This window comes from Streptomyces sp. CA-278952, from assembly GCF_028747205.1.
In the GTDB taxonomy this organism is placed as follows: Bacteria; Actinomycetota; Actinomycetes; order Streptomycetales; family Streptomycetaceae; genus Streptomyces.
The window spans coordinates 5,155,841-5,169,573 of the sequence record NZ_CP112880.1 but is presented as its reverse complement, the minus strand read 5'-3'; the positions used below and the strand labels follow the sequence as shown (position 1 = coordinate 5,169,573).

Here is a 13,733-nt window from a genome sequence, read left to right as displayed (position 1 = left end):
CGCTCGGACCCCCGGACCCTCAGAGTTCCTTGCGGCGACCGCCGTCCGCGCCGCCGTCCGGGCCCTCCAGCTCGCGGCGGCGCGCCTCCCGTTCGGCCTCCTTCGCCTCCTTCAGCCGGCGGCGCTCCGCCTTCGTCCGCTTGCGGTCCACGCCGACGCCGCCCATCAGGGCGAAGCCGGTGATCCGCACGTACGGGGCGTCCGGAGCGGGCTCGCCCTCCTCGTTGGAGCCCTCCCCGAAGCCGCCCATGATGCCGACGCCCCTGACATCGACGTTCAGTTCGGGCGGTGCGGTCACATGGATGCCGCCCATGATGGTGATGCAGCGGATGACGGTCTCGCGGTCCTCGAAGTGCGCCTCGCGCAGATCGATCTCGCCGCCGCCCCACATCGCGAACGCGGTGAACATCCGGCCGACCGTCCAGCGGCCCTTTCGGTTGAACCCGCCCCACAGGGCGAACGCCCCCTTCGAGGTGGCGTTGCCGCCGATCCTCGCGGGCCAGTTCGCCGCGGAGCCCCGCAGCGGGGCGGGCGCGGACGAGCCGACCGGAGCGACCACCGAGCCCGGCGCCGGAAGGTCCTGGACCAACGGCTCCAACTCGCCGTGCGTGCGGGCCTTGTAGGCCGTTTCGAGGCGCTGGTCGAACTCGTCCATGTCCAGTCGTCCCTCGGCCACCGCCTCGCGCAGCAGTTCCGCGATCCGCTCACGTTCGGTATCGGAGGCACGCATGTCCGGACTCTCACTTGTCATACGGCGCAGCCTATTGAACGCACCCGTTCCCGGCCCAGACATGCAGGACCACGACCTGCGCGCGCCGCTCCGGTGGAGTGCCCGCCGCGCCGCCCCGAGTGGGTGTGCGCGTCACGGCGCGGACGCGTACATCCTGGCGATCACGGCCTCGATGTCCGGTTCCCGTACCGACAGGTCGACCAGCGGGTAGTCCGCGGCGATCCGCGCCACCAGCGGGGCGGCCGACGCGGCGGCGGGGAACGCCAGCCACTGGCGCGGGCCCTCCACCTTGACCGCCCGCAGGGCCGGCGCGCCGCCCGCCTCCTCCGACTCCAGGACGATCGGGGGGAGTTCGCTCTCCAGGTCCACCACGAGCATGCGTTCGCTCTCCCCCACCTCGTGCAGGCCCGCCAGCGAACCGTCGTACATCAGACGCCCGTGGTCGATCACCATCACCCGGTTGCACAACTGCTCGATGTCGGTGAGGTCGTGCGTCGTCAGCAGGACCGTCGTCCCTCGCTCGGTGTTCAACTCCTTGAGGAACTGCCGCACCTTGGCCTTGGAGGTCACATCGAGGCCGATCGTCGGCTCGTCCAGATAGAGCACCTCCGGATCGTGCAGCAACGCCGCCGCGATGTCGCCGCGCATCCGCTGCCCCAGCGAGAGCTGCCGTACGGGAACTTCCAACAGCGCGCCCAGATCGAGGAGTTCGACGCAGCGGTCCAGGTTCTCCCGGTAACGCCGGTCGGGGATCCGGTACATGCGGTGCATCAGCCGGTACGAGTCGCGCAGCGGCAGGTCCCACCAGAGGGTGGTCCGCTGGCCGAAGACGACACCGATGCGGTGGGCCAGGCGTGTACGTTCGCGGGAAGGGTCGATGCCCGCGACCCGCAGCCGGCCGCCGCTCGGGGTGAGGATGCCCGTCAGCATCTTGATCGTGGTCGACTTCCCGGCCCCGTTCGGACCGATGTAGCCGACCATCTCGCCGCGGGACACCCGGAAGCTGATCCCGTCCACCGCCCGCACCTCGCGGCGCTCGCGGCGCAGCAGTCCGGCGCGGCGGCGGACCTGGAAGACCTTCTCGACGCCGTCGAGAGTGATGAAGCCGTCGCCGTCGCCGCCGATGCCCGTGGTCGTAGTCGTGGCCGTACTCGTGGCTGTGGTCGTGCCCGCGCCTGTGCCCACTCCTGTGCCCGTGCCCGTGCCCGTGCCTGTGCCTGTGCCTGTGCCTGTGCCTGTGCCTGTGCCCGTGCCGTCACCCATGCCCGTACCCTCCTCCGTGATCGTTCCCGCTCAACTGCCCGTGCTCCGGTACGCCCGCAACCCCGCCCGCCACGCGATCCCCGCCAGCCCCCAGCAGGCCACCGCCACCAACGGCGGCAGGAACGCCACCCACTCCGGCAGGTCGACCGGGTACTCCCGGTCCAGCACGTACAGCGCGGGCAGCCAGCTGACGAAGGCCAGCGGCACCACGAACGTCACCCCGCGCACGAGGTCCGCTCCGAAGATCGTGGGCGGGTACTGGAGCAGCGTCGTCCCGCCGTACGTGAAGGAGTTCTGCACCTCCGAGGCGTCCTGCGCGACGAACTGGAACGCCGCCCCCGCGACGAAGATCGCCCCGAAGATCGCCGCACCGCTCACCACCATCATCGGCAGCATCAGCACCTTCAGCGGCGTCCACGCGATGTCCAGCGAGACCAGCGCGTAGCCGAGGACCAGCAGCCCCTGCGTGATCCGCCCCAGCCGGCGCAGCGCGAACCGGTCCGCCGCGACCTGCGCCAGCACCGGGACCGGCCGCACCAGCAGGGTGTCGAGCGTCCCGTCACGGACCCGGCGGCCCACCCGGTCCATCGAACCCAGCAGCAGGTCGCACAGCCCGAACGCGGTGGCCGACACCCCGTACAGCAGGGCGATCTCCTGCAACGTGTAGCCGCCCAGGGCGTCGACGTGCGAGAACATCAGCAGGATCGTCACGAAGTCGAAGGCCGTCACCGCGAAGTCCCCGAACACCGTCATGGCGAACGAGGCCCGGTACGCCATCGTCGAACGCACCCACATCGCCATGATCAGCCCGTAGGCCCGCACGCCCTCCAGCAGCCGGGGCCGCTCCGGGAAGGGGAACGCCTCCGGCGCCCCCCGTGCCCCCGGCACCCCGGCCTTCTTCTCCGTCCGCACCACGCTCTCAGCCACCCTGCACCACCACCCTCCTGGTCGCCGCGGTCTGCAGCAGACGGCCCGCCAGCAGCAGCACCACCGCCCAGCCGCCCTGGAACGCGTACGCCTCCACCAGCCCCCACCCCGTGTGCTTGCCGAGGAACACATCGGCCGGGACCTGGAGCAGCGAGGACCACGGCAACGCCCGCGCCACCTCTCCCAGCAGGCCGGGGAACAGGTTCAGCGGCAGCAGCATCCCGGAGAAGAACAGCCCGGCCAACGACACGATCCGCATCGCGCCCGCCCCGTCCATCAGCCAGAACGCCGACATCGCGACCAGGAAGCGCACCGCGAAGCTGACCACCACGCCCAGAAACACCGAGACGAAGAACGCCGGCCAGGTCCACGGCGATCCCGGGAGCGCCAGATCGAACGCGAGCGCCCCGAGGAACATCGGCACCACACCGCGCCCCAGCAGATGGAACGCCGCCCGGCCCAGGTCCGACGCCAGCCACCACAGCTGGAGGTCGACGGGACGGTACAGGTCGACGGCGATGTCCCCCGTACGGATACGCTCCGTCAGCTCGTCCTCGAAGCCGCCGCCCATCATGGCGCAGGCCATCAGCAGGGCCTGCCCGAGCCAGACGTAGGTCAGCGCCTCGGACGTGTCGTACCCGCCGAGCTGCGGACGTGCGTCCCACAGGGCGATGTAGGTGTACGCCACGATGAAGCCGAAGACCGTGTTGGTGAACACCCCCGCGGCCGTGGCCGTCCGGTAGGTGGCGTAGCGCCGGAACGCACCCCCCGCCACCACCGCGTAGAGCCGCACGTCGTCCCCTCTCCCCCGGCACCACCGGCTCCCGACACCAAAGCGCCCGAGCCTAGTGCAGGCGCCCCGGCCCCCGCGACCGCGTTTTCGGGACGACGGTGACGACCGGTGGAGGGAACGCCCCGGGGAGAACCGAAGGTTTCCCGGCAAAACGGGCACTATGGGAGAACTGACCACGCCCGAGGAGCCCCACGGACATGAGCGACGAGCCACAGCACTGGGCCCCCCGCGACCCCTCGGGCGCGGCGGCCGCACCCGGGAGCCACCGGGGAGAGCCGCCGGCGAACAGCGGGAAGAGCCGGAAGAACGGCAGGAAGCGGCGCACCGGCTGGCGGCGTGCCGTCCCCACCTGGCGGATGACCCTCGGGACCGTCCTGGGCCTCGGGCTCCTCCTCATCGGAGGGTTCGTCGCCGGATACCAGTTCGTCGACATCCCGGCCGCCAACGCCGCGGCCACCGCCCAGTCCAACGTCTACCTCTACAGCGACGGCAGCGTCATCGCCCGGGACGGCGACGTGAACCGGGAGAAGGTCAAGCTCTCCCAGGTCCCCGCGACCGTCCAGCACGCGGTACTGGCCGCCGAGGACCGGGACTTCTACTCCGAGCGGGCCGTGGACGTGAAGGCGATGGTCCGGGCCGGCTGGAACACCGTGACCGGCAAGGGCAAGCAGGGCGGCTCGACGATCACCCAGCAGTACGTGAAGAACTACTACCTCGGCCAGGAGCGGACCGTCCTGCGCAAGGCCAAGGAGTTCTTCATCGCGGTCAAGCTCGACCGCGAGGAGACCAAGAACCAGATCTTCGAGGGCTACCTCAACACCAGCTACTTCGGGCGCAACGCCTACGGCATCCAGGCCGCCGCCCAGGCGTACTACGGCAAGAACGTCGAGGACCTCACCACCGCCGAGGGCGCCTACCTCGCCTGCCTCCTCAACGCCCCCAGCGCCTACGACGTCGTCGCCCACCCCGACAGCAGGCGCGCCGCCCAGCACCGCTGGAACTACGTCCTGGACGGCATGGTCAAGGAGAACTGGCTCGATGCGGCCGAACGGGCGACGACGGAGTTCCCCACCCCCGGCGAGGCGAGACCGCCGACCGGGCTCTCGGGACAGCGCGGCTACATCGTGCAGGCCGTCGAGGACCACCTCGACCAGCGCGGCATTCTCGACGGGAAGACCCTCGCCACCGGCGGCTACCGCATCACCACAACTCTCGACAAGGCCAAGCAGAACGCCTTCGTCAAGGCCGTCGACGCCAACGTGATGTCCAGGACCAGCGCCGAACGCGAGGCCGACCGCAACGTCCGCGTCGGCGGGGCCTCGATCGTCCCCGCCACCGGCGAGGTCGTCGCCCTGTACGGCGGCATCGACTACACGAAGCAGTACGTCAGCAACGCGACCCGCCGCGACTACCAGGTCGGCTCCGTCTTCAAACCGTTCGTCCTCACCTCCGCCGTCGTCAACGACTCCACCACCCAGGACGGCCGGCGCATCACGCCCAACACCGTCTACGAGGGCGCCAACAAACGCATGGTCGTCGGCGCGCAGGGCCCCACCGACTACGCTCCCGCCAACGAGGACGACGTCGACTACGGCGACATCACCGTGCGCACCGCCACCGACAAGTCGGTCAACTCCGTCTACGCGCAGATGGCCCAGGACGTCGGCCCCGGAAAGGTCCGGGACACCGCGGTCGCCCTCGGCATCCCCACCGACACCCCCGACCTCATCGCCTCCCCCTCCATCGCGCTCGGCACCGCCAACGCCAGCGTCCTGGACATGACCGAGGCGTACGCCACCCTCGCCGACCACGGCCGGCACGGCCGCCACGTCCTCGTCGAGAAGGTCACCAAGAACGGCACGGAGATCGAGCTGCCCGAGCGCACGACCGACCAGGCCGTCAGCCGCGAGGCCGCCGACACCACCACCGCCGTGCTGCGCAGCGTCGTGGAGGGCGGCACCGGCACCGCGGCCCAGGCCGTGGGCCGCCCCGCCGTGGGCAAGACCGGCACGGCCGAGGAGGACCGGGCCGCCTGGTTCGCCGGGTACACCCCGGACCTCGCGACCGTCGTCGCCGTGATGGGCCAGAACCCGAAGACGGGCGCCCAGACCCCGCTGTACGGAGCCCTCGGCCTGCCCCGCGTCAACGGCGGCGGCGCCCCGGCCGAGACCTGGGCCGCCTATACGGAAGCGGCGCTGCGCTCCTCCCCGGCCCAGGAGTTCGACCTGGAGACGGCACCCGGCTCCGACGAGGAGGACGAGCCCCAGCTCGACGAGAACCCCGACGGCAGCACGGACCCGTCCTCCTCGTCGGAACCCACCACCGGCCCCTCCGGCACCCCGGAAACCAACCCGGCCGGCAGCAGCCCGCCCACGACCGGCACGGACACCGGCGGGACGAGCGGCACGGACGGCGGAACGAACAACACCGCCGGCGCCAACGGCGGCTCCCGAGAAACAGGGAGCACCGGCGGCACCGGCGGTGACGGCTACAGCGGAGAGAACGGTGACAGCGGGGGCGGCTGAGACGTCCGCCGAGGGCGTGCGCAGCACCGGCCCCGGAGGCCCCAGGTACGTATGACCGGGAGCCACCGAAACCCGTACGTCAGTGCCCGGAGGTCGCCTTCAGGCCGACCACGGCCACCAGCAGCAGACAGACGAAGAAGATCCGGGCAGCGGTCGCCGGCTCGTTCAGCGCGACCATGCCCACGATCGCCGCACCGGCCGCACCGATACCGACCCACACGCCGTACGCCGTACCGATCGGCAGCGTCTTCGCCGCATGGGACAGCAACACCATGCTCGCCACGATCCCGAGGCCGGTGAACACGCTCGGCCACAGCCGGGTGAACCCCTCGGTGTACTTCATCCCGATCGACCAGCCCACTTCGAGCACACCGGCAATGATCAACAGAACCCAGGCCATGACTGGCACCTCCGACGACGAAACCACGTGAACAGAACGGGTGCGTCGTCTTTGCAGGCCCGGTACGGCGCGTCTCGTCGGGGTGGTACCACCGTAGCAAAAAACGGGGAAAGGGCCTGGTGACACCGGTCACCAGCCCCTGAACAGCCACGGCCCCCCAGGGAGCCCTACAGATCCCTACAGATCCCTACAGATACAACCCGGTCGAATCCACCGACCCCTCGAACCGGTCGGCGGCCACCGCGTGCAGATCACGCTCCCGCATCAGGACGTACGCCACACCCCGCACCTCGACCTCGGCACGGTCCTCCGGGTCGTACAGCACCCGGTCGCCGGGCTCCACCGTCCGCACGTTCTGCCCGACCGCGACGACGACGGCCCAGGCCAGACGCCGGCCCACCGCGGCCGTCGCCGGAATCAGGATGCCGCCGCCGGAGCGCCGCTCCCCCTCGGACGCGTCGTTCCGCACCAGCACCCGGTCGTGCAGCATCCGGATGGGCAGCTTGTCGTCGTCGGCGGAGCCGGTGGCGCCGCGATGGCCCTCGTGGGTGTTGTCGCTCACGCCCGCAACCTACCTGCCGGGCCCCGGACCGTACGCCTCCGGGTGCCGAACGCCACCGGACGCGTACCGACCGCCGCCGGTCACCTGCGGCGACGCCCGGACACAGTGAGCAGCCCCACCACACCGACCACCAGCAGAGCCGCGGGAATCACCCGCTCCAACCGCGGGGAGCCGTCCTCCGCGACGAACTGCGCCTTCACCTCCGACACCGAACGGTTCACCGCGACGAAGGCACGGCCGGCCGTCCGGTCCACGGACTGGGCCGCCTTCGCCTTCGCGTCACCGATGATCGTCTTCGGGTGTACCCGCACCCCGATCTCGTCGAGCACCACGGCAAGCTGCTTGCGCCTGCTGATGATGTCCGCCTCGATCTGCGCAGGGGTCCTGGCATCCGACACTGCGCCGCCTCCGTGGTCGTCGTCCGGTAAACCTTCGTCTGAACCTTCATCGACAGTCTGTCAGCTCGAACCCCCGCACACCCGGCGGCACCCCTATTACCCTCGGTCCCGTCCGACCCGCGCACCACCCGAGGAGAACCACATGAGCGAGCGACTGAAGCCCGGCGACCCCGCTCCCGCCTTCACCCTTCCCGACGCCGACGGCAACGAGGTGTCGCTCGCGGACCACAAGGGCCGCAAGGTCATCGTGTACTTCTACCCCGCCGCGCTTACCCCCGGATGTACCAAGCAGGCCTGCGACTTCACGGACAACCTCGACCTCCTGACGAGCGCCGGGTACGACGTCATCGGCGTCTCCCCCGACAAGCCGGAGAAGCTCGCGAAGTTCCGCGACACGGAGAACCTCAAGGTCACTCTGGTGGGCGACCCGGCCAAGGAAACATTGGAGGCCTACGGCGCCTTCGGCGAGAAGAAGCTCTACGGCAAAGTGGTGACGGGCGTGATCCGTTCCACCGTCGTCGTCGACGAGGACGGCAAGATCGAGCACGCGTTCTACAACGTCAAGGCGACCGGCCACGTAGCCAAGATCATCAGGGATCTGGGCATCTGACGTCCACCGCCCGGGGCACCGACGGCCCCGGGCCACCCCTCACACGATTCCCGCAATTACGGCGATTCCGACCAGCGGCCGACCGCAGAACGTGTTCAGATCATGTGAGGGAGATCGCATCGGCCCACGAAGTCGGTTTGCGACCGCCATGACTGCGCAGAAGCTTTTCCTGGAACACACTCCGAGGAAAGGACCCGGCCATGGCGGCCCCCGACCCCCACCAGGCGGCCGACCCCGAAGCGGTCAAACGCCACCCCACGCTCTTCCGGGCCATCCGGAAACGGCGGAACCCGCGGCTGCGCCGGACGGACATCACGGTCACGGACGACGCGGCGGTCAAGCGGGCCGTCAAGGCCGCCTCCCTGGGCAACGCCATGGAGTGGTTCGACTTCGGGATCTACTCCTACCTGGCCGTGACGATCGGACACGTGTTCTTCCCGTCCGGGAACGAGACCACGCAGCTCCTCTCCTCCTTCGCGACCTTCGCGGTGGCCTTCCTCGTACGGCCGCTCGGCGGCATGTTCTTCGGGCCGATGGGCGACAAGGTCGGCCGCAAGAAGGTCCTCGCGCTGACGATGATCCTGATGGCCGTCGGCACGTTCGCGATCGGCCTGATCCCCTCGCACGACACGATCGGCGTCTGGGCCGCGGTCCTGCTGATCTTCTTCCGGATGCTCCAGGGCTTCTCGACCGGCGGCGAGTACGGCGGCGCCTCGACGTTCATCGCCGAGTACGCCCCCGACAAACGACGCGGCTTCTTCGGCAGCTTCCTGGAGTTCGGCACCCTGGCCGGCTACGTCGGCGCCGCCGGCCTCGTGACGGCCCTGTACGCCCTCCTGAACGACGCGCAGATGGAAACCTGGGGGTGGAGGATCCCGTTCCTCGTCGCGGGCCCGCTGGGCCTGGTCGGCCTCTACCTGCGACTGCGCCTGGACGAGACTCCCGCCTTCCAGAAGCTGGAGGGCGGCACGGCGCACGCGAGCGAGGCGGCGGACGGCGTCGAGTCCACGGCCAAGGGCGACCTGGCGAAGATCTTCCGGCAGCACTGGCGGACGCTGGTCCTTTGCATCTGCCTGGTCGGCGCGTACAACATCACCGACTACATGCTGCTGTCGTACATGCCGACGTACCTCTCCGACGAGCTCGGCTACAGCGAGACGCACGGGCTGTTGATCCTGCTGGCGGTGATGGTGTTCCTGATGACGATCATCAGCCAGATCGGCAAGCTGTCCGACCGCTTCGGCCGCAAACCGCTGCTGATGACCGGGATGCTGGGCTTCCTCGTCCTCTCCCTGCCCGCGTTCCTCCTCATCCGGGTGGACGGCATCCTCCCGATCACCATCGGCATGCTGATGCTGGGCCTCTCCCTGGTCTGCATGCTCGGCACGATGTCGGCCGCGCTCCCGGCCCTGTTCCCGACGAACGTCCGCTACGGGTCCCTGTCGGTCGGCTACAACCTCTCCGCGTCGATCTTCGGCGGCACGACCCCACTGGTGATCACGGCCCTGATCAGCTGGAGCGGCTCCAACCTGATGCCCGCGTACTACGCGATGGCGGCGGCCCTGGTCGGCCTGATCGCGGTCGCCTGCATGAAGGAGACGGCCCAGCAGCCGCTGATCGGCTCCCCGCCGTCGGTCGAGACGGACGAGGAGGCGGCGGAACTGGTCCAGGCGCAGGCACCGGACCCGAAGTTCTGACCCGCTCCCTTCCGGCCTTCTCTCGGAGGAACGGCCCGCACTGCTCGCGTCGAGCGGTGCGGGCCGTTCCTCGTTCTCACCGGATTTCGGGCGTGACTGTCCGATAAACGGTTTGTTACTCCGTACGAGGCCGCGAACGCGCGGCCGGGACGGAGGGGGCATGGGGTCGGTTCGCTACACGCGTGAGCTTCTGGAAGAAGCGGCGCGTATGACGAAGAACGCGTCGGACGCCGTGCGGTGGTGCGGTGGTAAACCAACGCCCGGCAGTCGGCGCTATCTACGCAAGAAGATGTCGGATGCGGGCATAGACATCTCGCACTTCGCCACCACATGGGTTCGCCACACGGAGGAGACGCTCCGCGAACTGGCTGCCCTCTCCACGAGCGTGGCCGAGGTCGTGCGCCGGTTGGGCATCAGCCCGGTCGGCGGCAACCAGGCGCACATCGGCCGCCGCATCGCCGCCCTGCGGATCGATACCTCCCACTTCACTCCGGTGGGTCCCGGCAGCCGCAGAACGAAGACCTCGCAAACGACTTCCTTGACGCTCCGCGCCCCGTCGGACGGCAGAATCCCCGGTGAGCGACTGCGTCGAGATCTCGTCCGCACGGGGGTCGAGCACGCGTGCTCCGAATGCGGCAACGTCGGGAAATGGCAGGGGCAACCGCTTCGGCTCAAGGTGGACCACGTCAACGGCGACTGGTGGGACAACCGACTGGAGAACCTTCGCCTCCTCTGCCCCAACTGTCACGCGGCGACGGACACTTATCGTGGCCGCAGGCGCAGGAGGGCGGCGTGATCACCAAGTACCCCTATGACCTGCTGGAGCGCAGCGCAGCAACATCGAGCAGCCTCGTTGACGTCCTGCGCCACCTCGGGGCACCCCTGGGCAGCCGATCGCTCCGCTACGTACGCGACCGGCTAGCGCACTACGGCATCGACACGACTCACTTTGTCGAGGAGAGTCTCCCGCCAAGAGAGCGCTGCCAGTATCCACGCGAACTCCTCGCCGAAGCCGCCGCCCGCTCGCTCGCACAGCATCAGAGAAATGTTCACGTACATGGGCCTGCCGCCGAGCGACAGCCCGTACGGCTACCTGCGCAAGAGGTTGGATCGGCTCGGCATCGACACCTCACACTTCACCAGCGGCCGCCGGTACGGAACGCCCTCCACACCCCGTACCGCACTGGTCGAAGCGGTCGCCGCGTCCCGCAGTCTGGCCGGCGTTCTGAGGACCTTGGGACTGGGCAACAACGGCACTGCTCGCGCTCGCGTGAAGCGGGACATCGAAACGTACGGGTTGTCCATGGATCACTTCACCGGACAGGGTCATGGTCGCGGGACGCGCTCTCCGAACCGTAAGCCCGCGACGGAGATACTTCGGCGCCTGGACACCGGAGCCTCCCGGACGAAAACGGCTCAGCTACGACGAGCCCTGGACGACCTCGGAGTTCCGCACGTCTGCGCGAAGTGCGGAACCGGTGACACTTGGCGTGGCAGGCGGCTCGTCCTGGAGATCGACCACATCGACGGCGATCGGCTCGACAACCGCCGCGAGAACCTCCGTTACCTGTGCCCCTCGTGTCATAGCCAGACGCAAACCCTCTCGAAGCCGCGCCAGGTCGCACAGTAGAGTGGGCCGCGCGGGTCCGTACCCCAGCTGGCCAAGAGGGCGCCGGTTTAGGTCCGGTGTGTCGTGGGTTCGAGTCCCACCGGGCCCACAGGTGCAGGGCGGCTGCGACCTTCGTTTCGAAGGAAGCAGCCGCTCGTACTCTTCGCTACCCCGCCAACTCCCGCACCACCGGCACCAGCGCCCGGAACGCCTTCCCCCGGTGGCTGATCGCGTTCTTCTCCGCCGGGGTCAGCTCCGCGCACGTGCGGGTCTCGCCCTCCGGCTGGAGGATCGGGTCGTAGCCGAAGCCGCCCGTGCCGGACGGGGTGTGGCGCAAGGTGCCGTTCAGGCGGCCCTCGACCACGCGTTCCGTGCCGTCGGGGAGGGCCAGGGCGGCGGCGCAGGCGAAGTAGGCGCCGCGGTGTTCGTCGGCGATGTCGCCGAGTTGGGCCAGGAGCAGGTTCAGGTTGGCCGTGTCGTCGCCGTGGGTGCCGGACCAGCGGGCGGAGAAGATGCCGGGGGCGCCGCCGAGGACGTCCACGCAGAGGCCGGAGTCGTCGGCGACGGCGGGGAGGCCGGTGGCGCTCGCCAGGGCGTGGGCCTTGAGGAGCGCGTTCTCGGCGAAGGTGACGCCGGTTTCCTTGACGTCGGGGATGTCGGGGTACGCGTCCGCGCCGACGAGGTCGAGGTCGAGTCCCGCGTCGGCGAGGATGGCGTGGAGTTCGGTGATTTTCCCGGCGTTGCGGGTGGCGAGGATCAGGCGCTTCATGGGGCGATTATCGCCCCGGGCGGCGGCCCGGGCGGGCCGTGCCGCCCTCGGTCCGGCCCGGACCGCCCGGTCGCGCCCCTGACCCGCCCCGCCCGGTCGCGCCCCTGGCCCGCCCCGCCCCCGGTGGTTACGGGGTGCAGACCTTGCCGATCTCCGTCGCCGCGTCCGTCACGGGGGTGATGTCGGGGGTGGCGTCGCCGGCCTCGATGGACTTGCGGACGTCTGTGACGCCCGTCTGGAGGTCGTCGACGGCCTTGGAGAGGTCGGCGTTGTCCGTGGAGTCGCCGAGCTTCTTGAGCTCGCGGTCGATCTCGTCCAGGGACTCGGAGGCCTGGGTGATGTCCTCGGAGGCGTTGGAGACGGCCTTCTGGAGGTTGCCGACGCTGGTGGCGATGGCGTCGGCGGTGCGGACGCAGTCGAGCGCCTTGTCGAGGCCGGCGCAGCCTGCGGCCGTGGTCAGCGTCAGCAGGGTGGCGGCGGTGGCGAGTGCGAGGCGTTGGTGGCGGCGCGATGCCATGGTTCGGTCCCTCCCCGGGGATCGTTACGTGGACGGACGCACGGTTCGACCCGTGCGCCCGTATCCGTAACGACGCTCTGTGGTGCGTATTTGGTTGCTTCTTTACCCGCGGAGGGTGGGTCGCTACGCGTCCTGGGTGCGGGCGAGTGCGTCGCGCTGGAGAGCGGCGAGGTCGACGCAGCCGGCGGTGGCGAGGTCGAGGAGTGCGCCGAGTTCCTTGCGGTCGAAGGGTGCGCCCTCGGCGGTGCCCTGGACCTCGACGAAGCGGCCGTCGCCGGTGCAGACGACGTTCATGTCGGTCTCGGCGCGGACGTCCTCCTCGTAGCAGAGGTCGAGGAGCGGGGTGCCGTCGACGATGCCGACGCTGATGGCGGCGACGGTGTCGGTGAGCGGCTTGCGGCCGGCCTTGACGATCTTCTTGCCCTGGGCCCAGGTGACGGCGTCGGCGAGGGCGACGTAGGCGCCGGTGATGGCGGCCGTGCGGGTGCCGCCGTCGGCCTGGAGGACGTCGCAGTCCAGGACGATGGTGTTCTCGCCGAGGGCCTTGTAGTCGATGACGGCGCGCAGGGAACGGCCGATCAGCCGGCTGATCTCGTGGGTGCGTCCGCCGATCTTTCCGCGTACGGCTTCGCGGTCGCCGCGGGTGTTGGTGGAGCGGGGCAGCATGGAGTACTCGGCGGTGACCCAGCCTTCGCCGCTGCCCTTGCGCCAGCGCGGGACGCCTTCGGTGACGGAGGCGGTGCAGAAGACTTTGGTGTCGCCGAAGGAGATGAGGACTGAGCCCTCGGCGTGCTTGCTCCAGCCGCGTTCGATGGTGACGGGGCGGAGCTGTTCGGGGGTGCGGCCGTCGATGCGAGACATGGGCCCGACTTTATCCGGTGGCGGGGGTGGCTCCGTTCGGGTGCGGTGGCGGCCGCCATGCCCCGACGCCCC

15 protein-coding genes, 1 tRNA gene and 1 riboswitch are annotated in these 13,733 nt (G+C 69.8%); of the genes, 6 read left to right on the top strand and 10 right to left on the bottom strand.

Features of this window, described 5'->3' with window-relative positions; genetic code table 11:
* Positions 1-19: 19 nt before the first annotated feature.
* The 4 genes from N7925_RS23185 to N7925_RS23170 all read right to left on the bottom strand — a co-directional run bounded on the left by N7925_RS23185 (position 20) and on the right by N7925_RS23170 (position 3,713).
* The gene (locus N7925_RS23185) at positions 20-730 is read right to left on the bottom strand and encodes a DUF1707 SHOCT-like domain-containing protein (protein WP_265601374.1); all 711 of its coding nucleotides are present in this window, start codon (positions 728-730) and stop codon (positions 20-22) included.
* Between the two features lie 132 nt (positions 731-862).
* Entirely contained in the window at positions 863-1,993 is a 1,131-nt protein-coding gene (locus N7925_RS23180; protein WP_274345025.1) for an ABC transporter ATP-binding protein, read from the bottom strand.
* A 30-nt stretch (positions 1,994-2,023) separates the two neighbouring features.
* Positions 2,024-2,920, bottom strand: coding sequence for an ABC transporter permease (locus tag N7925_RS23175; protein ID WP_265601372.1), 897 nt, complete (start codon positions 2,918-2,920; stop codon positions 2,024-2,026).
* Complete coding sequence (locus N7925_RS23170; RefSeq protein WP_265601371.1) at positions 2,913-3,713, bottom strand: ABC transporter permease; 801 nt, start codon at positions 3,711-3,713, stop codon at positions 2,913-2,915. The genes N7925_RS23175 and N7925_RS23170 overlap by 8 nt, the downstream gene beginning before the upstream one ends.
* A gap of 197 nt (positions 3,714-3,910) precedes the next feature.
* On the opposite strand from N7925_RS23170, the gene N7925_RS23165 reads away from it, so the two are divergent.
* On the top strand, positions 3,911-6,238 hold the full coding sequence (locus tag N7925_RS23165; protein ID WP_274345024.1) for a transglycosylase domain-containing protein: 2,328 nt from the start codon (positions 3,911-3,913) through the stop codon (positions 6,236-6,238).
* 79 nt (positions 6,239-6,317) lie between these two features.
* Here the strand turns inward: N7925_RS23165 and N7925_RS23160 are convergent, their stop codons facing one another.
* The 3 genes from N7925_RS23160 to N7925_RS23150 all read right to left on the bottom strand — a co-directional run bounded on the left by N7925_RS23160 (position 6,318) and on the right by N7925_RS23150 (position 7,598).
* Complete coding sequence (locus N7925_RS23160) at positions 6,318-6,638, bottom strand: DMT family transporter (protein ID WP_073801016.1); 321 nt, start codon at positions 6,636-6,638, stop codon at positions 6,318-6,320.
* Between the two features lie 39 nt (positions 6,639-6,677).
* Positions 6,678-6,741, bottom strand: a riboswitch (guanidine-III (ykkC-III) riboswitch).
* Positions 6,742-6,825: 84 nt separating this feature from the next.
* Positions 6,826-7,200 carry a GroES family chaperonin gene (locus N7925_RS23155; protein ID WP_007450657.1) on the bottom strand — a complete coding sequence of 125 codons (375 nt, stop codon included), beginning with the start codon at positions 7,198-7,200 and terminating at the stop codon, positions 6,826-6,828.
* Positions 7,201-7,280: 80 nt separating this feature from the next.
* Positions 7,281-7,598 carry a DUF3618 domain-containing protein gene (locus N7925_RS23150; RefSeq protein WP_274345023.1) on the bottom strand — a complete coding sequence of 106 codons (318 nt, stop codon included), beginning with the start codon at positions 7,596-7,598 and terminating at the stop codon, positions 7,281-7,283.
* Positions 7,599-7,740: 142 nt separating this feature from the next.
* Here N7925_RS23150 and bcp point away from each other — a divergent pair, with 142 nt between their 5' ends.
* The 5 genes from bcp (at position 7,741) to N7925_RS23125 (ending at position 11,623) form a co-directional block, all read left to right on the top strand.
* Positions 7,741-8,208: a thioredoxin-dependent thiol peroxidase gene (gene bcp / locus N7925_RS23145; protein WP_265601368.1), complete on the top strand. Its 468-nt coding sequence runs from the start codon at positions 7,741-7,743 to the stop codon at positions 8,206-8,208.
* A gap of 200 nt (positions 8,209-8,408) precedes the next feature.
* Complete coding sequence (proP, locus tag N7925_RS23140; RefSeq protein WP_274345022.1) at positions 8,409-9,905, top strand: glycine betaine/L-proline transporter ProP; 1,497 nt, start codon at positions 8,409-8,411, stop codon at positions 9,903-9,905.
* A gap of 160 nt (positions 9,906-10,065) precedes the next feature.
* Complete coding sequence (locus N7925_RS23135; protein ID WP_274345021.1) at positions 10,066-10,701, top strand: HNH endonuclease; 636 nt, start codon at positions 10,066-10,068, stop codon at positions 10,699-10,701.
* Between the two features lie 249 nt (positions 10,702-10,950).
* Positions 10,951-11,535 carry an HNH endonuclease signature motif containing protein gene (locus N7925_RS23130; protein ID WP_274345020.1) on the top strand — a complete coding sequence of 195 codons (585 nt, stop codon included), beginning with the start codon at positions 10,951-10,953 and terminating at the stop codon, positions 11,533-11,535.
* Positions 11,536-11,547: 12 nt separating this feature from the next.
* Positions 11,548-11,623 (top strand) — tRNA-Leu (locus tag N7925_RS23125).
* 57 nt (positions 11,624-11,680) lie between these two features.
* Here N7925_RS23125 and rdgB read toward each other — a convergent pair.
* The 3 genes from rdgB to rph form a co-directional block, all read right to left on the bottom strand.
* Positions 11,681-12,283 carry an RdgB/HAM1 family non-canonical purine NTP pyrophosphatase gene (rdgB, locus tag N7925_RS23120; RefSeq protein ID WP_265601365.1) on the bottom strand — a complete coding sequence of 201 codons (603 nt, stop codon included), beginning with the start codon at positions 12,281-12,283 and terminating at the stop codon, positions 11,681-11,683.
* A 127-nt stretch (positions 12,284-12,410) separates the two neighbouring features.
* Positions 12,411-12,800 (bottom strand): hypothetical protein, encoded by a 390-nt coding sequence (locus N7925_RS23115; protein ID WP_274345019.1) that lies wholly within the window; start codon positions 12,798-12,800, stop codon positions 12,411-12,413.
* A 123-nt stretch (positions 12,801-12,923) separates the two neighbouring features.
* Positions 12,924-13,661, bottom strand: coding sequence for a ribonuclease PH (rph, locus tag N7925_RS23110; protein ID WP_274345018.1), 738 nt, complete (start codon positions 13,659-13,661; stop codon positions 12,924-12,926).
* Positions 13,662-13,733: the final 72 nt, after the last annotated feature.

Bases quoted from the DNA above. Each gene is read 5' to 3' on its own strand.
- N7925_RS23185 (WP_265601374.1), bottom strand. From the start codon at position 730: ATGCGTGCCTCCGATACCGAACGTGAGCGGATCGCGGAACTGCTGCGC.
- N7925_RS23180 (WP_274345025.1), bottom strand. From the start codon at position 1,993: ATGGGTGACGGCACGGGCACAGGCACAGGCACAGGCACAGGCACAGGC.
- N7925_RS23165 (WP_274345024.1), top strand. From the start codon at position 3,911: ATGAGCGACGAGCCACAGCACTGGGCCCCCCGCGACCCCTCGGGCGCG.
- N7925_RS23160 (WP_073801016.1), bottom strand. From the start codon at position 6,638: ATGGCCTGGGTTCTGTTGATCATTGCCGGTGTGCTCGAAGTGGGCTGG.
- bcp (WP_265601368.1), top strand. From the start codon at position 7,741: ATGAGCGAGCGACTGAAGCCCGGCGACCCCGCTCCCGCCTTCACCCTT.
- proP (WP_274345022.1), top strand. From the start codon at position 8,409: ATGGCGGCCCCCGACCCCCACCAGGCGGCCGACCCCGAAGCGGTCAAA.
- N7925_RS23135 (WP_274345021.1), top strand. From the start codon at position 10,066: ATGGGGTCGGTTCGCTACACGCGTGAGCTTCTGGAAGAAGCGGCGCGT.
- N7925_RS23130 (WP_274345020.1), top strand. From the start codon at position 10,951: ATGTTCACGTACATGGGCCTGCCGCCGAGCGACAGCCCGTACGGCTAC.
- rdgB (WP_265601365.1), bottom strand. From the start codon at position 12,283: ATGAAGCGCCTGATCCTCGCCACCCGCAACGCCGGGAAAATCACCGAA.
- N7925_RS23115 (WP_274345019.1), bottom strand. From the start codon at position 12,800: ATGGCATCGCGCCGCCACCAACGCCTCGCACTCGCCACCGCCGCCACC.
- rph (WP_274345018.1), bottom strand. From the start codon at position 13,661: ATGTCTCGCATCGACGGCCGCACCCCCGAACAGCTCCGCCCCGTCACC.